Here is a 21,135-nt window from a genome sequence, read left to right as displayed (position 1 = left end):
CGTTGATGACCCGTTTCCGTTCCCTGATCGCCGGCCTGGCGCTGTCGCTGGCCGCGCTGGCGCCTGCCTGGGCGCAGATGCCGCAACCTCCCGAGATCGCGGCGCGTTCCTATTTGCTGCTGGACGTGACCACCGGCCAGGTGTTGGCCAGCAAGGAGCCCGACGCGCCGGTGGAGCCGGCCTCGCTCACCAAGCTCATGTCGGCCTACCTGGTGTTCGACGCGCTGCGCGCCGGCAAGATCACGCTCACGCAGACCTTCGGCGTGAGCGAGCGCGCCTGGAAGATGCCGGGCTCGCGCATGTTCATCGAGCCGCGCATGCAGGTGCCGGTCGAAGACCTGATCAAGGGCATGATCGTGCAGTCGGGCAACGACGCCACGGTGGCGCTGGCCGAGGGCGTGGCGGGCTCTGTCGAGCGCTTCGTGGAACTCATGAACCAGCAGGCCAAGGCGCTGGGCATGACGGCCACCAGCTACCGCAACGTCGAGGGCCTGACGGCCCCGGGCCACACCACCACGGCGCGCGACCTGGCCACGCTGGCCACGCGGCTGATGAACGACTTCCCCCAATACGTCGGCTACTACTCCATCCAGCGCTATCGCTACCCGGGCACGCCCGCCACCAACGACACGAACCGCAACCTGCTGCTGTTCCGGGACCCGACCGTCGACGGGCTGAAAACCGGTCACACCGACGCGGCGGGCTACTGTCTGGTGGCCACCGCGCGCCGGCCGGTGCCTGGCCTGGGCGATGGGCCGGCTGGCCAGCGCCGCCTGGTGTCGGTGATGCTGGGCGCGTCGAGCGAGAACGCGCGGGCCGCCGAGTCGCAGAAGCTGCTCAACTGGGGGTACACCGCGTTCGATACCGTGCGCCTGCTGGCGGCCAACCAGCCGGCGGCCGAGCCGCGCATCTGGAAGGGCAAGGCCGACACCGCCAAACTCGGCCGCGCCGAAGGCGTGGTGGTGTCGGTGCCGGCCGGCCAGGGCGCTGGCCTGAAATCGACGGTGGTTCGCCCGGATCCCCTCGTCGCGCCCCTGCAGAAAGGGCAGCCGCTCGGCACGCTGCGCGTGACCACCGCCGCGGGTCAGCCCGTCGTGGAGGTGCCACTGACGGTGCTGGAGACCGTGGAGGAGGCGGGCATTTTCGGCCGCGCCTGGGACGCGATCCGCCTCTGGATCCAGTGACCCGTTCCCCGGGGGCGGGGGGCGGCTTGGCGCGGCTGACGCGCCAGTGCTACACTAGTAGGCTTTTCGGAATTTTCCGAAAGGCTTTGTCGTTTTCAAACGTTTAGGGACGTTTTCAATGCCAACCATCAACCAACTCGTGCGCCACGGCCGGGAGGTCGAAAAGACCAAATCCAAGAGCCCGGCCATGGAAAACTCGCCGCAACGCCGCGGCGTGTGCACCCGTGTGTACACCACGACCCCGAAGAAGCCGAACTCGGCGCTTCGCAAAGTTGCCAAGGTCCGCCTGACCAACGGCTTCGAGGTCATCTCCTACATCGGCGGTGAAGGCCACAACCTCCAGGAACACAGCGTGGTGCTGGTTCGCGGCGGCCGTGTGAAAGACCTTCCCGGTGTGCGCTACCACATCGTGCGTGGCTCGCTGGACCTGCAGGGCGTGAAAGACCGCAAGCAGGCCCGCTCCAAGTACGGCGCCAAGCGTCCCAAGAAGGCCTGATCGGTCTCATTCGGTGCCGCCCGGTTTTGACGAGCCGGAACGGCGTAGTGGCCTTGAACAAAGGCCGAGTAAGTGCAGGCTCCTGATGGGTCTGCGGGGTGTCTGGATCAAGAAGGACGTCCGGACATCAACTGAAGCAAGAGGTGAAACATGCCACGTCGTCGCGAAGTCCCTAAACGTGAAATCCTGCCGGACCCGAAGTTCGGCAACGTCGAAGTCGCCAAGTTCATGAACGTGATCATGCAAGGCGGCAAGAAGGCCGTGGCCGAGCGCATCATCTACGGTGCGTTTGAGCAGATCGAGAAGAAGTCGGGCAAGGACCCGCTCGAAATCTTCTCGACGGCCATCAACAACGTCAAGCCCATGGTGGAGGTGAAGAGCCGCCGCGTGGGTGGCGCCAACTACCAGGTGCCCGTTGAAGTGCGCCCGGTGCGCCGTCTGGCGCTGTCGATGCGCTGGATCAAGGAAGCGGCCAAGAAGCGCAGCGAAAAATCCATGGCCCTGCGCCTGGCCAACGAGCTGATCGAGGCCACCGAAGGCCGTGGCGGCGCGATGAAGCGCCGCGACGAAGTGCACCGCATGGCCGAGGCCAACAAGGCCTTCAGCCATTTCCGCTTCTGATTCGGACCTTATCTTTCCGATCAACCTGACCCGAGAGCCCGCGGGCCCCTTACAGGGGTGGCGGGCTCGAACCATTCCGGAGTATTTCCATGGCCCGCACCACGCCCCTTGAGCGTTACCGCAACATCGGCATTTCCGCGCACATCGACGCTGGCAAGACCACGACGACCGAGCGCATCCTGTTCTATACCGGCGTGAACCACAAGATCGGTGAAGTGCACGACGGCGCCGCCACCATGGACTGGATGGAGCAGGAGCAGGAGCGCGGTATCACGATCACGTCCGCCGCCACCACCTGCTTCTGGAAGGGCATGGACCTGTCCTACCCGGAGCACCGCTTCAACATCATCGACACCCCCGGCCACGTCGACTTCACCATCGAGGTGGAGCGTTCCATGCGCGTGCTCGACGGCGCGTGCATGGTGTACTGCGCCGTGGGTGGTGTGCAGCCCCAGTCGGAAACCGTCTGGCGCCAGGCCAACAAGTACAAGGTGCCGCGTCTGGCGTTCGTCAACAAGATGGACCGCACCGGCGCGAACTTCTTCAAGGTCTATGACCAGATGCGCCTGCGCCTGAAGGCCAACCCCGTGCCGGTCGTCATTCCGATCGGTGCCGAGGACAACTTCAAGGGCGTGGTCGACCTGCTCAAGATGAAGGCCATCATCTGGGACGAGGCCTCGCAGGGCATGAAGTTCGAGTACCACGACATCCCGGCCGAGCTCGTCGAGACCGCCAAGGAGTGGCGCGAGAAGATGGTCGAGGCCGCGGCCGAAGCCAGCGAAGACCTCATGAACAAGTACCTCGAGGAGGGTGACCTCTCCGAGGAAGAGATCAAGCTGGGCCTGCGCACGCGCACCATCTCGACCGAGATCCAGCCCATGCTGTGCGGCACGGCCTTCAAGAACAAGGGCGTGCAGCGCATGCTCGACGCCGTGATCGACTTCCTGCCTTCGCCGGTGGACATCCCCCCGGTGGCGGGTACCGACGAGAAGGAAGAGCCCGCGACCCGCCAGGCCGACGACGGCGAGAAGCTGTCCGCGCTGGCGTTCAAGCTCATGACCGACCCCTACGTCGGCCAGCTCACCTTCGTGCGCGTCTATTCGGGCGTGCTGAAGAAAGGCGACACCGTCTTCAACCCGGTCAAGGGCAAGAAGGAGCGCATCGGCCGTATCGTGCAGATGCACGCCAACAACCGCCAGGAAGTGGAAGAAATCCGCGCCGGCGACATCGCCGCCTGTGTGGGCCTGAAGGAGGTGACCACGGGCGAGACGCTGTGCGACCCCGATGCCGTCATCACCCTGGAGCGCATGGTCTTCCCCGAGCCCGTGATTGCGCAGGCCGTGGAACCCAAGACCAAGGCCGACCAGGAAAAGATGGGCATCGCGCTGCAGCGCCTGGCCTCGGAAGACCCCTCGTTCCGTGTCAAGACCGACGAGGAATCGGGCCAGACCATCATCTCCGGCATGGGCGAGCTGCACCTGGAGATCATCGTCGACCGCATGAAGCGTGAATTCGGCGTGGAAGCCAACGTGGGCAAACCCCAGGTGGCCTACCGCGAGACCATCCGCAAGAGCGTGGACGAGGCCGAAGGCAAGTTCGTGCGCCAGTCCGGCGGCAAGGGCCAGTACGGTCACGTGGTGTTCAAGATCGAACCCAACGAGGCCGGCAAGGGCTTCGAGTTCGTGGACGCCATCAAGGGCGGCGTGGTGCCGCGCGAGTACATCCCGGCGGTGGAAAAGGGCGTGATCGAAGCCCTCAACACCGGCGTGCTGGCGGGCTTCCCGGTGGTGGACGTCAAGGTCACGCTGCATTTCGGTTCGTACCACGACGTGGACTCGTCCGAACAGGCTTTCAAGATGGCCGCCATCTTCGGCTTCAAGGAAGGCTGCAAGAAGGCCAACCCGGTCATCCTCGAGCCGATGATGGCCGTGGAAGTCGAGACGCCCGAGGACTACGCCGGCAACGTGATGGGCGACCTGTCGTCGCGTCGCGGCATGGTGCAGGGCATGGAGGACATGGTCGGTGGAGGCAAGGCCATCAAGGCCGAGGTGCCGCTGTCCGAAATGTTCGGCTACTCCACCACGCTGCGCTCGATGTCGCAGGGTCGTGCCACGTACACGATGGAGTTCAAGCACTACTCGGAAGCGCCGCGCAACGTGTCCGAGGCCATCGTGGCCGCGCGCGCGAAGTAAAGGTAAGTCGGTTCGACGGGGTGGGTGCTTCGCGCGCCCACCCGCCGATCCAGTCGGTCTGCGACGCCACGCCGTCCTGTGCCCGTGCGGGACGATCCAGCAGTGGCGTGCAGACCTTAAACCCTCACACGGGCTTTGTTCTTTTTAAGGAATCGACATGGCTAAGGAAAAATTCGAGCGGACCAAGCCGCACGTGAACGTTGGCACGATCGGGCACGTGGACCACGGCAAGACGACGCTGACGGCGGCGATCACGACGGTGCTGGCGAGCAAGTTCGGCGGCGCGGCCAAGGCCTACGACCAGATCGACGCGGCTCCGGAAGAAAAGGCGCGCGGCATCACGATCAACACCGCGCACGTCGAGTACGAGACGGCCAATCGCCACTACGCGCACGTTGACTGCCCGGGCCACGCCGACTACGTCAAGAACATGATCACGGGTGCGGCCCAGATGGACGGCGCCATTCTGGTGTGCTCGGCCGCGGACGGCCCGATGCCCCAGACGCGCGAGCACATCCTGTTGGCGCGCCAGGTGGGCGTGCCCTACATCATCGTCTTCCTGAACAAGTGCGACATGGTCGACGACGCCGAGCTGCTCGAGCTGGTGGAGATGGAAGTGCGCGAGCTGCTGAGCAAGTACGACTTCCCTGGCGACGACACGCCCATCATCAAGGGCTCGGCCAAGCTGGCGCTCGAGGGCGACAAGGGCGATCTGGGCGAGCAGGCCATCATGCGCCTGGCCGAGGCGCTGGACAGCTACATCCCCACGCCCGAGCGCGCGGTGGACGGCGCCTTCCTGATGCCGGTCGAAGATGTGTTCTCCATCTCGGGCCGCGGCACGGTGGTGACCGGCCGTATCGAGCGTGGTGTGGTCAAGGTTGGCGAGGAAATCGAGATCGTGGGCATCTCGGCCACGCAAAAGACCACCTGCACGGGCGTGGAGATGTTCCGCAAGCTGCTGGACCAGGGCCAGGCGGGCGACAACGTGGGTATCCTGCTGCGCGGCACCAAGCGCGAGGAAGTGCAGCGCGGCCAGGTGCTGTGCAAGCCCGGCTCGATCAAGCCGCACACGCACTTCACCGGTGAGGTGTACGTGCTGAGCAAGGACGAGGGTGGCCGTCACACGCCGTTCTTCAACAACTACCGTCCGCAGTTCTACTTCCGCACGACCGACGTCACGGGCTCCATCGAGCTGCCCAAGGACAAGGAGATGGTCATGCCCGGCGACAACGTGTCGATCACCGTCAAGCTGATCGCGCCCATCGCCATGGAAGAAGGCCTGCGCTTTGCCATCCGCGAAGGCGGCCGCACCGTCGGCGCCGGCGTCGTGGCCAAGATCATCGAATAAGGAGCGGTGTCCATGGCTACCACCAAACAGAAGATCCGCATCCGCCTCAAGGCCTTCGACTACCAGCTGATCGACGCATCGGCCGCCGAGATCGTCGAAACCGCCAAGCGCACCGGCGCCATCGTCCGGGGTCCCGTGCCCCTGCCGACGCGCATGCGCCGCTTCGACATCCTGCGTTCGCCGCACGTCAACAAGACCAGCCGCGACCAGCTCGAGATCCGCACCCATCAGCGCCTGATGGACATCGTGGACCCGACCGACAAGACGGTGGACGCGCTCATGAAGCTCGACCTGCCGGCCGGCGTGGACGTCGAGATCAAGCTGCAGTAAGGCCAGGGGCCCTGGTTTGCCGGGTTTTCGCCCGGCGGACTTGCACAAGGAAAGCCCGCTGGCTATACTGGCGGGCTTTCCGGCTTTTGGGCCGGATATTTCGTGGCGTCGGCACCCTGGTGCTTGCCATTCAGGCGCGGCCTTCGGGTCGCGCACCATCAGCCCCGGCCAATTGAAGTCGGGAACGGAGAAAACAATGAGTCTGAGCAACTCCCTCGGGTTGTTGGGCCGCAAGGTGGGCATGATGCGCCTGTTCACCGATGACGGGGACGCAGTGCCTGTCACGGTGGTCGACGTGTCGAACAACCGCGTCACCCAGGTCAAAACCCAGGCCAACGACGGCTACGACGCGCTGCAAGTCACCTTCGGCAAGCGCCGCGCCTCCCGCGTCACCAAGCCGGTGGCCGGCCACCTGGCCAAGGCCGGCGTCGAAGCCGGTGAACTCATCATCGAATTCCGCGTGACCGCCGAGGTTGCCGCCCAGTACAAGCCGGGCGACGTGGTCGATGTCAACAAGCTGTTCTCGCAAGGCCAGAAGGTCGACGTGCAAGGCACCTCGATCGGCAAGGGCTTCGCGGGCACCATCAAGCGCCACAACTTCGCGTCGCAGCGCGCGTCGCACGGCAACAGCCGTTCGCACAACGTGCCGGGCTCGATCTCCATGGCGCAAGACCCGGGCCGCGTGTTCCCGGGCAAGAAGATGACGGGCCACCTCGGCGACGTCACCAAGACCATCCAGAACCTCGACATCGTGCGCATCGACGAAGCCCGTCAGCTGCTGCTGATCCGTGGTGCCGTGCCCGGTGCCAAGGGCGGTTTCGTCACCGTGCGTCCCGCCGTCAAGGCCAGCGCCGCCAAAGGAGCGAACTGATGCAAGTCGAACTCCTCAACGACCAGGGCCAGGCCGCGTCCAAGCTGGACGTGCCCGAGACCGTGTTTGGTCGTGACTACAACGAAGCCCTGATCCACCAGCTCGTGGTGGCGTACCAGGCGAACGCCCGTCAAGGCACGCGTGCTCAAAAAGACCGCCAGATGGTCAAGCACTCGACCAAGAAGCCGTTCAAGCAGAAGGGCACCGGCCGCGCTCGCGCCGGCATGACCTCCTCGCCGCTGTGGCGTGGGGGCGGTCGCATCTTCCCGAACAGCCCCGACGAGAACTTCACCCAGAAGCTCAACAAGAAGATGTACCGCGCCGGCATGGCGTCCATCTTCTCGCAGCTGGTCCGTGAAGGCCGTCTGTCCGTGGTCGAGTCGATCAAGGTCGATTCGCCCAAGACCAAGCAGCTGGCCGACAAGTTCAAGGCGATGAACCTGAAGTCGTCGGTGCTCGTGATCGCTGACGAAGTCGACGAGAACCTGTACCTGGCTTCGCGCAACCTGGTCAACGTGCTGGTGGTCGAGCCCCGTTACGCCGACCCGCTGTCGCTGGTGCACTACAAGCAAGTGATCGTCACCAAGGCGGCGATCGACCAGCTCAAGGAGATGTTCGCATGAGCACCGCCCAATTCGACGAAGGTCGCCTGATGCAGGTCCTCGTGGCACCGATCGTGTCCGAGAAGGCCACCCAGGCCGCCGAACAATCCAATGCCGTGCTCTTCAAGGTGCTGCGCGACGCCACCAAGCCCGAGATCAAAGCCGCCGTTGAGCTGATGTTCAAGGTGCAGGTCAAGGGTGTGTCGGTCGTGAACCAGAAGGGCAAGACCAAGCGCTTTGGCAAGACCATCGGCCGCCGCGACCATGTGCGCAAGGCCTATGTCACGCTGATGCCCGGTCAGGAACTCAACTTCGGTGGGGAGGCCGCGTAATCATGGCTGTCATCAAGATGAAACCGACCTCGCCAGGCCGTCGCGGCATGGTGAAGGTCACGCGCGAAAACCTGCACAAGGGTGCCGGTTACGCGCCGCTGCTGGAGCCCCAGTTCCAGAAGGCCGGCCGCAACAACAACGGCCACATCACGACGCGCCACAAGGGCGGTGGTGCCAAGCACCACTACCGCGTGGTCGACTTCCGCCGCAACAAGGACAACATCCCGGCGAAGGTCGAGCGCATCGAGTACGACCCGAACCGCACCGCGCACATCGCGCTGCTGTGCTACGCCGACGGCGAGCGCCGCTACATCATCGCGCCGCGCGGCGTCGAGGTGGGCGCCACGCTGCTGTCGGGCTCGGAGTCGCCGATCCGCGTGGGCAACACCCTGCCGATCCGCAACATCCCCGTGGGTTCGACGATCCACTGCATCGAGCTGCAGGTCGGCAAGGGCGCGCAGATGGCGCGTTCGGCCGGTGCCTCGGCCGTGCTGCTGGCCCGCGAAGGCATCTACGCCCAGGTGCGCATGCGCTCGGGCGAAGTGCGCAAGATCCACGTGGACTGCCGCGCCACCATCGGCGAGGTCTCCAACACCGAGCACAGCCTGCGCCAGATCGGCAAGGCCGGTGCCGTGCGCCACATGGGCATCCGCCCGACCGTTCGCGGCACCGCGATGAACCCGATCGACCACCCGCACGGTGGTGGTGAGGGCAAGACCGGCGAAGGCCGCGCTCCGGTGGATCCGTGGGGCAACCTCACCAAGGGTTACCGTACCCGCAACAACCGCCGCACGCAGTCGATGATCGTCTCGCGTCGCAAGAAGTAAGGGGTTGACCACATGACTCGTTCGCTCAAAAAGGGTCCTTTCGTGGACCACCACCTGATGGCCAAGGTCGAGAAGGCCCAGGCCACCAAGGACAAGAAGCCGGTCAAGACCTGGTCGCGCCGCTCGATGGTCCTGCCCGAGTTCATCGGCCTGACCATCGCCGTGCACAACGGCAAGCAGCACGTGCCCGTGTACATCACCGACCAGATGGTCGGTCACAAGCTCGGCGAGTTCTCCCTGACGCGCACCTTCAAGGGGCATCCGGGCGACAAGAAAGCCAAGAAGTAAGGAACCACCATGAGTACGGAAACCCGCTCTGTCGTCCGTGGCGTGCGCCTGTCGGTGGACAAAGGCCGCCTCGTGGCCGACCTGATTCGCGGCAAGAAGGTCGACCAGGCCCTGAACATCCTGACCTTCACCCAGAAGAAGGCCGCCGGCATCGTCAAGAAAGCCCTGGAGTCCGCCATCGCCAATGCCGAGCACAACGACGGTGCCGACATCGACGAGCTGCGCGTCAAGACGATCTACGTCGAACAAGGCACGACGCTCAAACGGTTCGAGGCTCGCGCCAAAGGCCGTGGCAACCGCATCAGCAAACCCACGTGTCACATCTACGTGACGGTCGGCAACTGAGAGGCACAGGAACATGGGACAGAAAATCAACCCGACCGGCTTCCGCCTGGCCGTCTCGCGCAACTGGGCCAGCCGCTGGTACGCCAGCAACCGCGACTTCGCGGGCATGCTGGCCGAAGACATCAAGGTGCGTGAGTACCTGAAGGCCAAGCTCAAGAACGCCGCTGTGTCGCGCGTGGTCATCGAGCGCCCCGCCAAGAACGCCCGCATCACCATCTACTCGGCGCGTCCGGGCGTGGTGATCGGCAAGAAGGGCGAGGACATCGAGAAGCTGAAGAAGGAACTGGCCGCCAAGCTCGGCGTGCCTGTGGCTGTGAACATCGAAGAAGTGCGCAAGCCCGAAATCGATGCCAAGCTGATCGCCGACTCGATCACCCAGCAGCTCGAGAAGCGCATCATGTTCCGCCGCGCCATGAAGCGCGCGATGCAGAACGCCATGCGCCTCGGTGCCCAGGGCATCAAGATCATGAGCGCCGGTCGCCTGAACGGCATCGAGATCGCCCGCACCGAGTGGTACCGCGAAGGCCGTGTGCCCCTGCACACCCTGCGCGCCGACATCGACTACGGCACCTCCGAAGCCAAGACGACCTATGGCGTCATCGGCGTGAAGGTGTGGGTCTACAAGGGCGACACCCTGGGCCGCAACGACGCCCCCGTGGTGGCCGAGCCGCGCGCCGAAGAAGAGCGCCGCCCGCGTGGTCCGCGCCGTGAGCGCAGCGAGCGCCCGGCCGGCCCGACCGCCCGCGCCGCCGTGCGCCGTGGCACCAACACCGCCCCGGCCGATGGCAGCGACAAGCCCGCCGAAGCCACGGGTGGTGATTCCAAACCCGCCGTTAAGCGCGTACGCAAAGACGCACCCGCACCTGCAGCTGCGGACGGCAAAGGAGAATAAACATGTTGCAACCCGCTCGTCGCAAGTACCGCAAGGAGCAGAAGGGCCGTAACACCGGCGTCGCCACCAGCGGCGCCACCGTTGCCTTCGGCGACTTCGGCCTGAAAGCCACCGACCGTGGCCGCATCACGGCCCGCCAGATCGAGGCCGCGCGCCGCGCGATCTCCCGTCACGTCAAGCGTGGTGGCCGCATCTGGATCCGTGTGTTCCCGGACAAGCCGATCTCGCAGAAACCCGCCGAAGTCCGTATGGGCAACGGCAAGGGTTCGGTCGAGTACTACGTGGCCGAGATCCAGCCCGGCAAGGTGCTGTACGAAATCGTGGGTGTGCCCGAAGCGCTCGCCCGCGAGGCCTTCGCTCTGGCCGCCGCCAAACTTCCGCTGCGCACCACGTTCGTGACGCGCCTGCTGGGCCAGTGATTCAGGAGAACACGTTATGAATACTGAAGAACTGCGCCAGAAGGACGCGGCCGGCCTCGAGGCCGAGATCAAGTCGCTGCAGAAGGCCCACTTCAATCTGCGCATGCAGAAGGCCACGCAACAACTCAACAACACCGCCACGCTGGGCGACACCCGCCGTGCCATCGCTCGCGCCAAGACCATCCTGGCCGAGAAGCAGCGCGCAGCCGCCAAGTAAGGAGCCAACCATGACCGAAGCCAAAACCGCCCTCAAGCGCACCCTGGTCGGCAAGGTGGTGAGCGACAAGCGCGCCAAGACCGTGACGGTCCTGGTCGAGCGCCGCGTCAAGCACCCGATCTACGACAAGATCGTGATCAAGTCCAGCAAGTACCACGCCCACGACGAAAAGGGCGAGTACAAGCTGGGTGACCTGATCGAGATCACCGAGAGCCGCCCGATTTCCAAGACCAAGAACTGGGTGGCCAGCCGTCTGGTGCAGAAAGCCGCCATCGTCTGAGTCCGTTTCCCGGACCTGCGCAGCGCGCATCAAAAAAGCGACCGACAATCCGGTCGCTTTTTTGTTTTCAGCCCCCAACCGAACAGGAGAAACCATGATCAAGGTCGGAGACAAGCTGCCCGCCGGCACGCTGATGGAGTACAGCGAGGTCGAAGGCAATGGCTGCAGCATCGGCCCGAACCCGGTCGACGTGCAGACGGCCGCCGCGGGCAAGACCATCGCCATCTTCGCGCTGCCGGGCGCCTTCACGCCCACCTGCTCGGCCAAGCACGTGCCGGGCTTCGTGCAGCAGGCGGCCGACCTCAAGGCCGCCGGCGTGGACGAGATCTGGTGCATCAGCGTGAACGATGCCTTCGTGATGGGCGCCTGGGCGCGCGACCAGAAAACCACCGGCGTGGTGCGCATGCTGGGCGACGGCAGCGCCGACTACACCAAGGCCACGGGCTTGACGCTGGACCTGACCGCGCGCGGCATGGGCCTGCGCAGCAACCGCTATTCCATGCTCGTGAAGGACGGCGTGGTCAAGACGCTCAACATCGAGGCGCCGGGCAAGTTCGAGGTGAGCGATGCCGGCACGCTGCTGGCCCAGGCCAAGGCGGCCTGATTCAGAGATCGACCTTGAGGTAGTGCGCGCCCTGCAAGGGGTTGTGGTAGTACGGCGCGATCTCGACGAAGCCGCTGTCCTGGTAGAGCGCGCGCGCCGCCTCCATGTCCGACAGGGTGTCGAGCAGCATGGTGGCGTAGCCACCCATCTGTCCGAGCATCAGGATGCGGTCGACCAGCAGCCGCCCCAGGCCGAAGCCGCGAAAGGCGGGGCGCACGAACAGGCGCTTCATCTCGCAGGCGTCGGGGTGGTCGGCGCTGGGCAGCGGGCGCAGGGCGCAGCAGCCGGCGGGCGCACCGTCCACCAGGGCCAGCAGCAGCGCGCCGCCGGGAGGGGCGTAGTCGCCGGGCAGCTTCGCCAGTTCGTCCTGGAAGCCCTGGAAGCACAGGTCCACGTCCAGCGAGGCCTGGTAGTCCAGGAACAAGGCGCGCACCGCCAGGATGTCGTCGGGGGATTCGGCCAGCCGCAGTTCAATGGCGGCTGAAGGCGTCTCGGGCATGGGTTCGGGGGGCGGCCGGCGGGGCCGCAGGGGGAGGGCGAACCGGCAATATAAGTCAATCCGCCCGAGCGGGGCCAGCCAGCGCCGCGGCGGGCCAGGCCGTCAGGGCGCGTAGCCGACGCTGACCAGCCAGGCCACGAAGGCCGAACACACCCCCAGCAAGGCACCGGCGAGCGCCCGGTCCCAACGGCCGTCGCGCGAGGGCGGCAGGGGCGCGGGCAACTGCTTGTCTCCCTTCAGCATGGGTTGGACCAGTGGCTGGCGCTTCACGAACAGGTACCAGGCGATGGCCAGCAGGTGCAGCACCAGCAGGCCGATCACCAGGTACTGGCCCACGTCCTTGTGGAAGCCGGTGGCGGCCGAGACCGTCTCGCCCGAGACGAAGCGCGCCAGCGGCCCGAAGGTGGCGATCTCGTCGTCGCTCATGAGGCCGCTGCCCACCTGGGCCGCCAGGGCCAGCAGCAGGGCGAACACCGACAGCGCGCCCAGGGGCGTGTGGCCGGCGGTGTGCTCCAGGGGCGCGCGACCACGCAGGTAGCGCAGCAGCGAGCGCGGCGAGTAGACGAAGCTGGCGAAGCGCGACCAGCGCCCGCCCAGAAAGCCCCACACCAGCCGGAACAGCAGCAGCGCCAGCACGGCGTAGCCCAGCCGCAGATGCCACTCCATCCAGGCGCCACCGAGGGTGCCGGTGGTGATGAGCCCGATCACGCAGAGCGCGAGCAGCCAGTGGAACAGTCGGGTGGGCAGGTCCCAGATGCGGATGGTGTGCATGTTGGCGAAGCGTGGGTGACGACCGAGCGGTGGATCGGGAAATGCCGGATCGGTTCAACGGAACTTTACCCGTCGTGGCAACCTCAGCGAGCGCCGGCCTGCAGAGCCGGCGTTCAACATCCCCACAGGAGATTCAATGAAGACAGTCGCTCCGCTCGTCCTGGCGCTGGCCGCCAGCGCCCTGGCCGCCCCGGCCATGGCCCAGTTCCAGAAACCCGAGGACGCCGTGAAGTACCGCAAGGCCTCGTTCACGGTGCTGGCCGCGCACTTCGGCCGGGTCGGCGCCATGGCCAACGGCCGTGTGCCTTTCGACGCCAAGGTGGCGGCCGAGAGCGCGGCCATCGCGGAGACCATGAGCAAGCTGCCCTGGGAGGCCTTCGGCCCCGGCACCGACAAGGGCGACACACGGGCCGAGCCCGCCGTCTGGACCGAGCAGGCCAAGTTCAAGGCGGCGAGCGAGAAGATGATGGGCGAGGTTGCCAAGCTGAACGCGGCCGCCAAGACCGGCAACCTGGACCAGATCAAGGCCGCCTTCGGCGCAGCCGGCGCGAGCTGCAAGGCCTGCCACGACGACTTCCGCAAGAACTGAGCGCGGCGCCCCGCGCCCAGCAAAAAGGCCGGGGGATCCCGGCCTTTCATCTTGAGGACCCGCGCGCCGCGCTCAGGCCGCCAGCAGTTCCTCGATCAGCTTGTGAAGCGCGTCCATCTCGGGTTCGCCCACGTAGCGCTTGACGATGCGGCCCTGCTTGTCGAGCAGGTAGGTGGTGGGCGTGAGCTTCACGTCGCCCCAGGCCTTGGCGATTTCGCCGGTGTTGTCCAGCGCGACCTTGAACGGCAGCTGGCGCGACTGCACGAAGTTCACCACCCAGGCCGGCGGGTCGTAGCTCATGGCCACGGCCATGGTCTCGTAGCCGCGCGACGCGTATTTCTGGTGGGTGGCCACGAGCGCGGGCATTTCCTTCACGCAGGTCACGCAGGTGGTGGCCCAGAAGTTCACCAGGGTGACCTTGCCCTGCAGGTCGGCCGTGCGGGCCTGGCTGCCGTCGAGCAGCACGAAGGTGGAATCCGGCGCGGCCTCGCGGCCCGCGCAGCCGCTCAGGCCGAACACGCCGGTGGCGCCCAGCGCCAGGCCCGCGCCCAACACCTGGCGGCGGTTCGGTTCGGGCCTCTTGGTCATCGGGTTTGTCATTTCCTGCTTCACCATCTACAGTGCCCGCCTCGGATCAACGTGAGGGAGCACCCACATGCAACGCCGCCAGTTTCATCGCCTGTCCCTGGGCAGCGTGGGATTGCTGATTGTCGCCGCCCAGCGCCAGGCCTGGGCATTGTCCCTGTCGGACCTGACGGACAAGGACGCCGCGGCCGGCATTCGCACCGCGCTCGAAAAAGGCGCGCTGGCCGCCGTGGCTTTGCTGGGCAAGACGGATGGATTCCTCGGCAACCCGAAAGTTCGGATTCCCCTGCCCGGTTATCTGGAAGACGCGGCCAAGCTGCTCAGCTTCGCTGGCCAGGGCAAGCGGGTGGACGAGCTCATCACCGGCATGAACCGTGCCGCCGAGCAGGCGGTGCCCCTGGGCAAGGACCTGCTGGTCGGCGCGGTAAAGTCCATGAGCGTGACCGACGCCAAGAACATCCTGACGGGCGGCGACGACTCCGTCACCCGTTTCTTCGCCGACAAGACGCGCGCCCCGCTGGGCGAAAAATTCTTGCCCGTGGTCACGAAAACCACCCAGAAGGTGGGCCTGGCGCGCAGCTACAACCGCGTGGCCGAGAAAGCCTCCGGCTTCGGGCTGGTGAAAAAGGAGGACGCGAACATCGAGCGCTACGTCACCGGCAAGTCGCTCGACGGCCTCTACACCATCATCGGCGAGGAGGAGCGCAAGATCCGCCAGGACCCGGTGGGCACGGGCAGCGACATTCTCAAGAAGGTGTTCGGCTCCTTGAAGTGAGTGGGCGCTATCGTTTGAGGGCTTTTCGCGCGGACTCCAGCCGCTCGTCCAGGTAGCTGCCATAGAAGTCGGTGGAGGTCACGCCCTCCAGCCGCTCGGCCAGTTCGCGGCCCTCGGGGCCGAAGAAGAAGACCGTGGGCGTCAGGCGCACCCGCCATTCCTCGGCCAGGGCGGCCGGCGTGGTGGTGCGGCCGCCGAAGTCCTGGATGGCGGTGGCCTTGTCCTGCAAGTCGAGCTGCACGGCGATCAGCCGGCCCTCGCGCATGAGCGGGTGCAGGTAGCTGTTGCGCACCAGCTCGCAATAGACGCAGCCGCGCAGCGTGATCATCACGACCAGGGGTTCGCCGCGCGCGGCCGTGGCGTCGGCCGCGGCGCGCAGCGATTTTGGGGTGGGCAGGGGTTGGTAGGCCATGGCGGTTCAGATCGCTCCGCTGCCGCGGAGTTGCGCGAGGCGCGCGGCGTCGGCGCCCAGCCACTCGGCGAGCACCTCTTCGGTGTGTTGGCCCAGCAGCGGCGGCGGGCGGTGATTGCGCACGGGGGTGGCGCTCATCTTGATGGGGCTGGCGACCAGGTCCATGGCGCCGGCCAGCGGGTGTTCCCAGGTGTGGACCATGCCGCGCTCGCGCACCTGTGGGTCGGCGAACACCTCGGCCAGGTCGTTGATGGGGCCGCAGGGCACCTTGGCGGCTTCCAGGGCGGCCAGCCAGTCGGCCTTGCCGCGCGTCTTCATCACGGCCTCCAGCAGGGGCACCAGCACGGCGCGGTGGCGCACGCGGTTCTGGTTGCGCGCGAAGCGCTCGTCGCGGGCCAGTTCGGGGCGGCCGGCGACGTCGCAGAACTTGGCGAACTGGCCGTCGTTGCCCACGGCCAGGATGATGTGCTGCGCCTGGCCGCTGCCGTCGGGCGCGACCTCGAACACCTGGTAGGGCACGATGTTGGCGTGCGCGTTGCCCGCGCGGCCCGGCACCTTCCCGTCGGCACGGCCGCGCACCAGGTAATTGGCGCCCAGGTTGGCCAGCATGGCCACCTGCGTGTCGAGCAGGGCCATGTCGATGTGCTGGCCTTCGCCGGTGCGCTCGGCGTGGCGCAGCGCGGCCTGGATGGCGACGGTCGCGTACAGCCCGGTGAACAGGTCGGCCACGGCCACGCCCACCTTCTGCGGGCCGCCGCCGGGCAGGTCGTCGCGCTCGCCGGTGATGCTCATGAGGCCGCCCATGCCCTGCACCGCGTAGTCGTAGCCCGCGCGGTCCTTGTAAGGGCCGGTCTGGCCGAAGCCGGTGATGGAGCAATAGACCAGGCGCGGGTTGAGCGCGCGCAGCGCGGCGAAGTCCAGCCCGTAGCGCGCCATGTCGCCCACCTTGTAGTTCTCCACGAACACGTCGGCCCGGGCGGCCAGCTCGCGGATCAGCGCCTGCCCGGCGGGCACCGAGAGGTCGCAGGTGATGGAGCGCTTGTTGCGGTTGGCGCCCAGGTAGTAGGCCGCCTCGGCGGTGTCCTGGCCATCGCGTCCGCGCAGGAAGGGCGGGCCCCAGCCGCGCGTGTCGTCGCCGCCGGGGTGGCTGGGCCCGCGCGGGCGCTCCACCTTCACCACGTCGGCGCCCAGGTCGGCCAGGGTCTGCGTGCACCACGGGCCGGCGAGGACCCGCGAGCAATCGAGGATGCGGATACCATCCAGAGCATTCATCCGTGCATTGTGCGCGAGACCCTCGCGCCTCCGGTGCCGCGCCCCGCGGACCGGCCCCCGTCCAGTTCCATGATCCGTTCCCGACGACTCGCCGGCGCCCTGACCGGGCTGCTGCTCATCGCCGCCTGCACCCCCACCTTCAACTGGCGCACCGTGCGCGCGGATGGCGCACCCGTAGAGGCCCTGCTGCCCTGCAAGCCCGAGCGCGCCGAGCGCGAGGTGCCGCTGGGCGGCCTGAACGCCACGCTGCACATGCTCAGCTGCGACACCGGCGGCCTGACCTTCGCCGTGGCCTGGGTCGACGCGGGCGATGCCGCGCGCGCGGCGCGGGCGCTCGAGGCCTGGCGCCGCGCCACGCTGCTGGCGGTGCAGGCCGACCCGGCCCTGGCCGACGACCCCGCCGCGTCCTGGCCGGCTGGCGTGCCGGGCAGCGACCGCGCGCTCGGCCTGCAGGCCAGTGGGCGCAGCCCGGGCGGTGAGCCCGTCCAGGTGCGCGCCCTGCACGCCATGCGGGGCGGCCAGCTGCTGCACGCGGCCATCTACGGCCGCGCCATCGAGCCCGAGCTCGCCGCCACCTTCTTCGAGGGAGTCCGCCTGCCATGAGCGTTTCCAGCGCCCACGACGAACTGCTCACCCCACGCGTGGCGGTGACGGTGTTCCTCGTCTTTGCCGGCACGTATTTCCTGTCGGCCCTGGTGCGCGCGATCACGGCCACGCTCTCGCCCACGCTGAGCGCGGAGCTCTCGCTCACGCCGGGCCACCTGGGCCTGCTCGCGGGCGGCTATTTCTTCGGTTTCGCGCTCACCCAGCTGCCCATGGGCCGCTGGCTCGACCACCACGGCCCCAAGCGCGTGGTGCTGGCCTTTCTGGCCATGGCCGTCGCGGGCAGCGTGGCCTTCGCGCTGGCCGACAGCTTCTACAGCCTGCTGGCCGCGCGCGTGCTCACCGGCATGGGGCTCAGCGCCTGCCTCATGGCGCCGCTCACGGGCTTTCGCCGCTGGTTCAGCCCCGCCGTACAGCTGCGCACCAACTCCTGGATGCTGATGACCGGCTCCATGGGCATGGTGGCGTCCACGCTGCCGGTGCAATGGCTGCTGCCGGTGATCGGCTGGCGCGGCCTGTTCTGGGCGCTGGCCCTGCTGTTCGTGCTGTCCATGGCGGCGCTGGCCTGGTCGGTGCCGGCGTGGACGCGGCACGCGAACGCGCCCGCGCCGGCCGCCGGTTCGCCCGATGGCGGCTACGGACTCATCTGGCGCGACCACTACTTCCGCACCATGGTGCCCGTGGGCTTCATGAACTACGGCGGCATGGTGGCCGTGCAGGCGCTGTGGGCCGGGCCCTGGATGGTCAAGGTCGCCGGCTACACGCCGGACGAGGCCGCCATGGGCCTGTTCGCCATCAACCTCAGCATGCTCGCGTCCTTCTGGACCTGGGGCGTGGTCAACCCGCACCTGGCGCGCCGCGGCATCCGGCCCGAGTCGCTGATCGGCTGGGGCCTGCCCATCAGCCTGGTGGTGATCGTGGCCATCGCCTGGCTCGGCCCGCGCGCGGGCTGGCTGCTCTGGGCGCTGTTCTGCGTCAGCTCCACCTTCGTGGCGCTGTCGCAGCCCGCCGTGGCCCTGGCCCTGCCGCCGCAGGCCGCGGGCCGCGCGCTGTCGGCCTACAACCTGGTCATCTTCGCCGGCGTATTCGTGCTGCAGTGGGGCATCGGCCTGGCGATCGACGCGTTGGACGTTTTCGGCTGGAGCGAGCCCGACCGCTACCGCGGCGCGGTGGCCCTGTTCGCGCTGTGCTGCGTGGCGGCCTACGGGCTGTTCTGGCGCGGCTGGCGCCGCATCGAGCGGGACCGCGCCGCTACACTGCGCCCATGAACGGCATTCTGCTGATCGCGCACGCCCCGCTGGCCTCGGCCCTGCGGCAGTGCGTACTGCATGTCTTTCCCGACGCGCAGGACGCGGTGGTGGCGCTGGACGTGCAGCCCAACGTGCCGCCCGAAGAAACCCTGGCCCAGGCGCGCGCGTTGCTGGCCCAGATGGCCCGTCCGCAGACCCTGGTGGTCACCGACATGTTCGGCGCCACGCCCTGCAACGTGGCCCAGCGCCTCATCGACGGCGTGCGCAGCAAGCTCGTCTGCGGCGTGAACCTGCCCATGCTGCTGCGCACCGTGAGCTACCGCCACGAGTCGCTCGACGCGCTGATCTCGCGCGCCATCATCGGTGCCACGCAGGGCGTGATGCAGGTGGCCGTGACCGCTCCGCAAAACCAGGCCCGACGATCCCCGCATGATCAAGACCACCGCGACCATCAGCAATAAGCTGGGCCTGCACGCCCGCGCCTCGGCCAAGCTCACCAAGCTGGCGGGCACCTTCATCAGCGATGTCTGGATGTCGCGCGGCGAACGCCGCGTCAACGCCAAGAGCATCATGGGCGTGATGATGCTGGCCGCGGGACTGGGCAGCACGGTGGACATCGAGACCGACGGCAGCGACGAGCGCGCCGCGATGGACGCGCTGCTGGCCCTCATCAACGACAAGTTCGGCGAGGGCGAATGAAGAGGCCCCCACGCGCTGTCGCTTCGCGGGTCGGGGCTCCCCGAGGGCGCGGTTTCGCCTCCAGGCGCTCCGGCGGCGACACATGACGTTCTCCGTTCATGGTCTCGCCGTGTCCCGAGGCGTGGCCATCGGGCGGGCCGTGATCGTCGCCGCCAGCCGCGTGGACGTGGCGCACCGCCTCATCGCGGCGCACGAGGTGGAGGGCGAGATCGAGCGCTTGCGCCAGGCGCGCAAGGCGGTGGCCGAGGAGATCCTGCGCGTGCAGCAGGGCCTGGTTGGCCTGGGCCAGGTCGATGCCCACCCCGAGCTCGCGGCACTGCTCGACGTGCACCTCATGCTGCTGCAGGACGAGCAGCTCACCGACGGCGTGAAGCACTGGGTGCAGGACCGGCACTACAACGCCGAATGGGCCCTGACCACGCAGCTGGAGGTCATCTCGCGCCAGTTCGACGAGATGGAAGACCCCTACCTGCGCGAGCGCAAGGCCGACCTGGAGCAACTGGTGGACCGCATGCTGCGCGTGATGCGCGGCCAGGCCACGCCGATCGCCGCACCCGCCGTCGCGGCCGCGCGCGCGAGCGAGGACGAGCCGCTGGTGCTCATTGCGCACGACCTTTCGCCGGCCGACATGCTGCAGTTCAAGCAGAGCGTGTTCGCCGGCTTCGTCACCGACGTCGGTGGCAAGACCAGCCACACCGCCATCGTGGCGCGCAGCCTGGACATCCCGGCCGTGGTGGGCGCGCGCTCGGCCAGCCACCTGATCCGCCAGGACGACTGGGTGGTGATCGACGGCGACGCCGGCGTGGTGGTGGTCGATCCCTCGCCCATCGTGCTGGCCGAGTACGGCTACAAGCAGCGCCAGGGCGAGGTCGAGCGCGAGAAGCTCTCGCGGTTGAAGAACACGCCGGCCGTCACGCTCGACGGCCAGAAGATCGAGCTGCTGGCCAACATCGAGCAGCCCGACGACGTGGTGGGCGCGCTCAAGGCCGGTGCCGCTGGCGTCGGCCTGTTCCGCAGCGAATTCCTCTTCATGGGCCGCAACGGCCGCCTGCCCGACGAGGAGGAGCAGTACCGCGCCTACCGCCGCGCCGTCGAGGGCATGCAGGGCCTGCCGGTCACCATCCGCACCGTGGACGTGGGCGCCGATAAGCCGCTGGACCGCAGCGCCGCGCGCGGCGACGACCACCTCAACCCGTCCCTGGGCCTGCGCGCCATCCGCTGGAGCCTGGCCGATCCCGCCATGTTCCTTGAGCAGCTGCGCGCCATCCTGCGCGCGGCCGCGCACGGACCGGTCAACCTGCTCATTCCCATGCTCGCGCACGCGAGCGAGATCCGCCAGACCCTGGCTTTGGTGAACCGCGCGCGCGACCAGCTCACCGTGGCCGACGTGCCCTTCGGCGAGGTGCGGCTCGGCGCCATGATCGAGGTGCCCGCGGCGGCGCTGACCATCCCGCTGTTCCTGCGCCACTTCGACTTCCTGTCGATCGGCACCAACGACCTGATCCAGTACACCTTGGCCATCGACCGCGCCGACGAGGCCGTGTCGCACCTGTACGACCCGCTGCACCCGGCGGTGCTGCAGCTGGTGGCCAGCACCATCGCGCAGGCGCGCGCCCAGGGCAAGGGCGTGAGCGTGTGCGGCGAGATGGCGGGTGACGTGACGCTCACGCGCTTGCTGCTGGGCCTGGGGCTGCGCAGCTTCTCCATGCACCCCTCGCGCATCCTCGCGGTCAAGCAGCAAATCCTGCGCAGCGACACGGGCAAGCTGGCCGCCTGGGCGCAGACCGTGCTGCAGTCCGACGACCCGGCCGCGCTGCTGGTCGACTGAGGCG

29 protein-coding genes are annotated in these 21,135 nt (G+C 67.5%); 24 read left to right on the top strand and 5 right to left on the bottom strand.

Translation table 11 applies throughout. The features are described from left to right. The first annotated feature begins 5 nt into the window (after positions 1-5). The 17 genes from JNX00_RS21060 to JNX00_RS20980 all read left to right on the top strand — a co-directional run bounded on the left by JNX00_RS21060 (position 6) and on the right by JNX00_RS20980 (position 11,848). Positions 6-1,184 carry a D-alanyl-D-alanine carboxypeptidase family protein gene (locus tag JNX00_RS21060; RefSeq protein ID WP_070400839.1) on the top strand — a complete coding sequence of 393 codons (1,179 nt, stop codon included), beginning with the start codon at positions 6-8 and terminating at the stop codon, positions 1,182-1,184. A gap of 118 nt (positions 1,185-1,302) precedes the next feature. Beyond that, positions 1,303-1,680 carry a 30S ribosomal protein S12 gene (gene rpsL, locus JNX00_RS21055; protein ID WP_009516237.1) on the top strand — a complete coding sequence of 126 codons (378 nt, stop codon included), beginning with the start codon at positions 1,303-1,305 and terminating at the stop codon, positions 1,678-1,680. 150 nt (positions 1,681-1,830) lie between these two features. Beyond that, positions 1,831-2,301: a 30S ribosomal protein S7 gene (gene rpsG / locus JNX00_RS21050; protein ID WP_070400838.1), complete on the top strand. Its 471-nt coding sequence runs from the start codon at positions 1,831-1,833 to the stop codon at positions 2,299-2,301. Positions 2,302-2,390: 89 nt separating this feature from the next. Beyond that, entirely contained in the window at positions 2,391-4,493 is a 2,103-nt protein-coding gene (fusA, locus tag JNX00_RS21045) for an elongation factor G (RefSeq protein WP_070400837.1), read from the top strand. 157 nt (positions 4,494-4,650) lie between these two features. After that, entirely contained in the window at positions 4,651-5,841 is a 1,191-nt protein-coding gene (gene tuf, locus JNX00_RS21040) for an elongation factor Tu (protein WP_204743597.1), read from the top strand. A 12-nt stretch (positions 5,842-5,853) separates the two neighbouring features. Beyond that, on the top strand, positions 5,854-6,171 hold the full coding sequence (rpsJ, locus tag JNX00_RS21035; RefSeq protein WP_204743596.1) for a 30S ribosomal protein S10: 318 nt from the start codon (positions 5,854-5,856) through the stop codon (positions 6,169-6,171). Between the two features lie 196 nt (positions 6,172-6,367). After that, positions 6,368-7,042 carry a 50S ribosomal protein L3 gene (rplC, locus tag JNX00_RS21030; RefSeq protein WP_070401261.1) on the top strand — a complete coding sequence of 225 codons (675 nt, stop codon included), beginning with the start codon at positions 6,368-6,370 and terminating at the stop codon, positions 7,040-7,042. Continuing rightward, positions 7,042-7,665, top strand: coding sequence for a 50S ribosomal protein L4 (gene rplD, locus JNX00_RS21025; protein ID WP_070401260.1), 624 nt, complete (start codon positions 7,042-7,044; stop codon positions 7,663-7,665). Before rplC ends, rplD begins: the two co-directional genes overlap by 1 nt. Then, on the top strand, positions 7,662-7,976 hold the full coding sequence (gene rplW / locus JNX00_RS21020) for a 50S ribosomal protein L23 (protein ID WP_070401259.1): 315 nt from the start codon (positions 7,662-7,664) through the stop codon (positions 7,974-7,976). The genes rplD and rplW overlap by 4 nt, the downstream gene beginning before the upstream one ends. A gap of 2 nt (positions 7,977-7,978) precedes the next feature. Then, positions 7,979-8,803 (top strand): 50S ribosomal protein L2, encoded by an 825-nt coding sequence (gene rplB, locus JNX00_RS21015; RefSeq protein ID WP_070401258.1) that lies wholly within the window; start codon positions 7,979-7,981, stop codon positions 8,801-8,803. A gap of 12 nt (positions 8,804-8,815) precedes the next feature. Beyond that, entirely contained in the window at positions 8,816-9,091 is a 276-nt protein-coding gene (gene rpsS / locus JNX00_RS21010; RefSeq protein ID WP_070401257.1) for a 30S ribosomal protein S19, read from the top strand. A gap of 9 nt (positions 9,092-9,100) precedes the next feature. Beyond that, positions 9,101-9,436, top strand: a complete 336-nt coding sequence (gene rplV, locus JNX00_RS21005) for a 50S ribosomal protein L22 (protein WP_009519300.1) — start codon at positions 9,101-9,103, stop codon at positions 9,434-9,436. A 13-nt stretch (positions 9,437-9,449) separates the two neighbouring features. Next, positions 9,450-10,328: a 30S ribosomal protein S3 gene (gene rpsC / locus JNX00_RS21000; RefSeq protein ID WP_070401256.1), complete on the top strand. Its 879-nt coding sequence runs from the start codon at positions 9,450-9,452 to the stop codon at positions 10,326-10,328. A 2-nt stretch (positions 10,329-10,330) separates the two neighbouring features. Beyond that, the gene (gene rplP, locus JNX00_RS20995; RefSeq protein WP_070401255.1) at positions 10,331-10,747 is read left to right on the top strand and encodes a 50S ribosomal protein L16; all 417 of its coding nucleotides are present in this window, start codon (positions 10,331-10,333) and stop codon (positions 10,745-10,747) included. Between the two features lie 16 nt (positions 10,748-10,763). Then, a complete protein-coding gene (gene rpmC / locus JNX00_RS20990; protein WP_070401254.1) occupies positions 10,764-10,964 on the top strand; it encodes a 50S ribosomal protein L29 in 201 nt (66 codons plus the stop codon). A gap of 10 nt (positions 10,965-10,974) precedes the next feature. Beyond that, positions 10,975-11,244 carry a 30S ribosomal protein S17 gene (gene rpsQ / locus JNX00_RS20985; RefSeq protein ID WP_070401253.1) on the top strand — a complete coding sequence of 90 codons (270 nt, stop codon included), beginning with the start codon at positions 10,975-10,977 and terminating at the stop codon, positions 11,242-11,244. 94 nt (positions 11,245-11,338) lie between these two features. Continuing rightward, positions 11,339-11,848 (top strand): peroxiredoxin, encoded by a 510-nt coding sequence (locus tag JNX00_RS20980; RefSeq protein ID WP_204743595.1) that lies wholly within the window; start codon positions 11,339-11,341, stop codon positions 11,846-11,848. A 1-nt stretch (position 11,849) separates the two neighbouring features. On the opposite strand, the gene JNX00_RS20975 is transcribed toward JNX00_RS20980, so the two are convergent. Together JNX00_RS20975 and JNX00_RS20970 are read right to left on the bottom strand one after the other, a co-directional pair. Next, positions 11,850-12,347, bottom strand: coding sequence for a GNAT family N-acetyltransferase (locus JNX00_RS20975; protein ID WP_070401251.1), 498 nt, complete (start codon positions 12,345-12,347; stop codon positions 11,850-11,852). A 102-nt stretch (positions 12,348-12,449) separates the two neighbouring features. Further along, a complete protein-coding gene (locus JNX00_RS20970; RefSeq protein WP_070401250.1) occupies positions 12,450-13,118 on the bottom strand; it encodes a cytochrome b/b6 domain-containing protein in 669 nt (222 codons plus the stop codon). Positions 13,119-13,254: 136 nt separating this feature from the next. On the opposite strand from JNX00_RS20970, the gene JNX00_RS20965 reads away from it, so the two are divergent. Continuing rightward, complete coding sequence (locus JNX00_RS20965; protein WP_204743594.1) at positions 13,255-13,707, top strand: cytochrome c; 453 nt, start codon at positions 13,255-13,257, stop codon at positions 13,705-13,707. Positions 13,708-13,779: 72 nt separating this feature from the next. Here the strand turns inward: JNX00_RS20965 and JNX00_RS20960 are convergent, their stop codons facing one another. Continuing rightward, positions 13,780-14,295, bottom strand: a complete 516-nt coding sequence (locus JNX00_RS20960) for a TlpA disulfide reductase family protein (RefSeq protein ID WP_239478200.1) — start codon at positions 14,293-14,295, stop codon at positions 13,780-13,782. A 67-nt stretch (positions 14,296-14,362) separates the two neighbouring features. On the opposite strand from JNX00_RS20960, the gene JNX00_RS20955 reads away from it, so the two are divergent. Beyond that, positions 14,363-15,067, top strand: coding sequence for a DUF4197 domain-containing protein (locus JNX00_RS20955; protein WP_204743592.1), 705 nt, complete (start codon positions 14,363-14,365; stop codon positions 15,065-15,067). Positions 15,068-15,074: 7 nt separating this feature from the next. Here the strand turns inward: JNX00_RS20955 and JNX00_RS20950 are convergent, their stop codons facing one another. After that, the gene (locus tag JNX00_RS20950; RefSeq protein WP_070401246.1) at positions 15,075-15,479 is read right to left on the bottom strand and encodes a thioredoxin fold domain-containing protein; all 405 of its coding nucleotides are present in this window, start codon (positions 15,477-15,479) and stop codon (positions 15,075-15,077) included. Between the two features lie 6 nt (positions 15,480-15,485). Then, on the bottom strand, positions 15,486-16,751 hold the full coding sequence (locus JNX00_RS20945; RefSeq protein WP_070401245.1) for a CaiB/BaiF CoA-transferase family protein: 1,266 nt from the start codon (positions 16,749-16,751) through the stop codon (positions 15,486-15,488). A gap of 69 nt (positions 16,752-16,820) precedes the next feature. Between JNX00_RS20945 and JNX00_RS20940 the strand changes: the two genes are divergently transcribed. From JNX00_RS20940 to ptsP, 5 genes are all read left to right on the top strand, one after another. Next, positions 16,821-17,354 carry a hypothetical protein gene (locus tag JNX00_RS20940; protein ID WP_204743591.1) on the top strand — a complete coding sequence of 178 codons (534 nt, stop codon included), beginning with the start codon at positions 16,821-16,823 and terminating at the stop codon, positions 17,352-17,354. Next, positions 17,351-18,622 carry an MFS transporter gene (locus JNX00_RS20935; RefSeq protein ID WP_204743590.1) on the top strand — a complete coding sequence of 424 codons (1,272 nt, stop codon included), beginning with the start codon at positions 17,351-17,353 and terminating at the stop codon, positions 18,620-18,622. The genes JNX00_RS20940 and JNX00_RS20935 overlap by 4 nt, the downstream gene beginning before the upstream one ends. Continuing rightward, positions 18,619-19,065 (top strand): PTS fructose transporter subunit IIA, encoded by a 447-nt coding sequence (locus tag JNX00_RS20930; protein WP_070401242.1) that lies wholly within the window; start codon positions 18,619-18,621, stop codon positions 19,063-19,065. The genes JNX00_RS20935 and JNX00_RS20930 overlap by 4 nt, the downstream gene beginning before the upstream one ends. Then, a complete protein-coding gene (locus JNX00_RS20925) occupies positions 19,034-19,303 on the top strand; it encodes an HPr family phosphocarrier protein (RefSeq protein ID WP_070401241.1) in 270 nt (89 codons plus the stop codon). The genes JNX00_RS20930 and JNX00_RS20925 overlap by 32 nt, the downstream gene beginning before the upstream one ends. Positions 19,304-19,385: 82 nt before the next feature. Further along, complete coding sequence (ptsP, locus tag JNX00_RS20920) at positions 19,386-21,131, top strand: phosphoenolpyruvate--protein phosphotransferase (protein ID WP_204743589.1); 1,746 nt, start codon at positions 19,386-19,388, stop codon at positions 21,129-21,131. Positions 21,132-21,135 lie beyond the last annotated feature (4 nt).

This window comes from Hydrogenophaga sp. YM1, assembly GCF_016903055.1.
GTDB classification, from domain to species: domain Bacteria; phylum Pseudomonadota; class Gammaproteobacteria; order Burkholderiales; family Burkholderiaceae_C; genus Hydrogenophaga; species Hydrogenophaga borbori.
The sequence above is the reverse complement of the archived record's forward strand: the minus strand, read 5'-3'. Positions and strand labels throughout refer to the sequence as shown.

Excerpts from the sequence above, each read along its gene's own strand:
- JNX00_RS21060 (WP_070400839.1), top strand. The coding sequence starts at position 6 with ATGACCCGTTTCCGTTCCCTGATCGCCGGCCTGGCGCTGTCGCTGGCC.
- rpsL (WP_009516237.1), top strand. The coding sequence starts at position 1,303 with ATGCCAACCATCAACCAACTCGTGCGCCACGGCCGGGAGGTCGAAAAG.
- rpsG (WP_070400838.1), top strand. The coding sequence starts at position 1,831 with ATGCCACGTCGTCGCGAAGTCCCTAAACGTGAAATCCTGCCGGACCCG.
- fusA (WP_070400837.1), top strand. The coding sequence starts at position 2,391 with ATGGCCCGCACCACGCCCCTTGAGCGTTACCGCAACATCGGCATTTCC.
- tuf (WP_204743597.1), top strand. The coding sequence starts at position 4,651 with ATGGCTAAGGAAAAATTCGAGCGGACCAAGCCGCACGTGAACGTTGGC.
- rpsJ (WP_204743596.1), top strand. The coding sequence starts at position 5,854 with ATGGCTACCACCAAACAGAAGATCCGCATCCGCCTCAAGGCCTTCGAC.
- rplC (WP_070401261.1), top strand. The coding sequence starts at position 6,368 with ATGAGTCTGAGCAACTCCCTCGGGTTGTTGGGCCGCAAGGTGGGCATG.
- rplD (WP_070401260.1), top strand. The coding sequence starts at position 7,042 with ATGCAAGTCGAACTCCTCAACGACCAGGGCCAGGCCGCGTCCAAGCTG.
- rplW (WP_070401259.1), top strand. The coding sequence starts at position 7,662 with ATGAGCACCGCCCAATTCGACGAAGGTCGCCTGATGCAGGTCCTCGTG.
- rplB (WP_070401258.1), top strand. The coding sequence starts at position 7,979 with ATGGCTGTCATCAAGATGAAACCGACCTCGCCAGGCCGTCGCGGCATG.
- rpsS (WP_070401257.1), top strand. The coding sequence starts at position 8,816 with ATGACTCGTTCGCTCAAAAAGGGTCCTTTCGTGGACCACCACCTGATG.
- rplV (WP_009519300.1), top strand. The coding sequence starts at position 9,101 with ATGAGTACGGAAACCCGCTCTGTCGTCCGTGGCGTGCGCCTGTCGGTG.
- rpsC (WP_070401256.1), top strand. The coding sequence starts at position 9,450 with ATGGGACAGAAAATCAACCCGACCGGCTTCCGCCTGGCCGTCTCGCGC.
- rplP (WP_070401255.1), top strand. The coding sequence starts at position 10,331 with ATGTTGCAACCCGCTCGTCGCAAGTACCGCAAGGAGCAGAAGGGCCGT.
- rpmC (WP_070401254.1), top strand. The coding sequence starts at position 10,764 with ATGAATACTGAAGAACTGCGCCAGAAGGACGCGGCCGGCCTCGAGGCC.
- rpsQ (WP_070401253.1), top strand. The coding sequence starts at position 10,975 with ATGACCGAAGCCAAAACCGCCCTCAAGCGCACCCTGGTCGGCAAGGTG.
- JNX00_RS20980 (WP_204743595.1), top strand. The coding sequence starts at position 11,339 with ATGATCAAGGTCGGAGACAAGCTGCCCGCCGGCACGCTGATGGAGTAC.
- JNX00_RS20975 (WP_070401251.1), bottom strand. The coding sequence starts at position 12,347 with ATGCCCGAGACGCCTTCAGCCGCCATTGAACTGCGGCTGGCCGAATCC.
- JNX00_RS20970 (WP_070401250.1), bottom strand. The coding sequence starts at position 13,118 with ATGCACACCATCCGCATCTGGGACCTGCCCACCCGACTGTTCCACTGG.
- JNX00_RS20965 (WP_204743594.1), top strand. The coding sequence starts at position 13,255 with ATGAAGACAGTCGCTCCGCTCGTCCTGGCGCTGGCCGCCAGCGCCCTG.
- JNX00_RS20960 (WP_239478200.1), bottom strand. The coding sequence starts at position 14,295 with ATGACCAAGAGGCCCGAACCGAACCGCCGCCAGGTGTTGGGCGCGGGC.
- JNX00_RS20955 (WP_204743592.1), top strand. The coding sequence starts at position 14,363 with ATGCAACGCCGCCAGTTTCATCGCCTGTCCCTGGGCAGCGTGGGATTG.
- JNX00_RS20950 (WP_070401246.1), bottom strand. The coding sequence starts at position 15,479 with ATGGCCTACCAACCCCTGCCCACCCCAAAATCGCTGCGCGCCGCGGCC.
- JNX00_RS20945 (WP_070401245.1), bottom strand. The coding sequence starts at position 16,751 with ATGAATGCTCTGGATGGTATCCGCATCCTCGATTGCTCGCGGGTCCTC.
- JNX00_RS20940 (WP_204743591.1), top strand. The coding sequence starts at position 16,821 with ATGATCCGTTCCCGACGACTCGCCGGCGCCCTGACCGGGCTGCTGCTC.
- JNX00_RS20935 (WP_204743590.1), top strand. The coding sequence starts at position 17,351 with ATGAGCGTTTCCAGCGCCCACGACGAACTGCTCACCCCACGCGTGGCG.
- JNX00_RS20930 (WP_070401242.1), top strand. The coding sequence starts at position 18,619 with ATGAACGGCATTCTGCTGATCGCGCACGCCCCGCTGGCCTCGGCCCTG.
- JNX00_RS20925 (WP_070401241.1), top strand. The coding sequence starts at position 19,034 with ATGATCAAGACCACCGCGACCATCAGCAATAAGCTGGGCCTGCACGCC.
- ptsP (WP_204743589.1), top strand. The coding sequence starts at position 19,386 with ATGACGTTCTCCGTTCATGGTCTCGCCGTGTCCCGAGGCGTGGCCATC.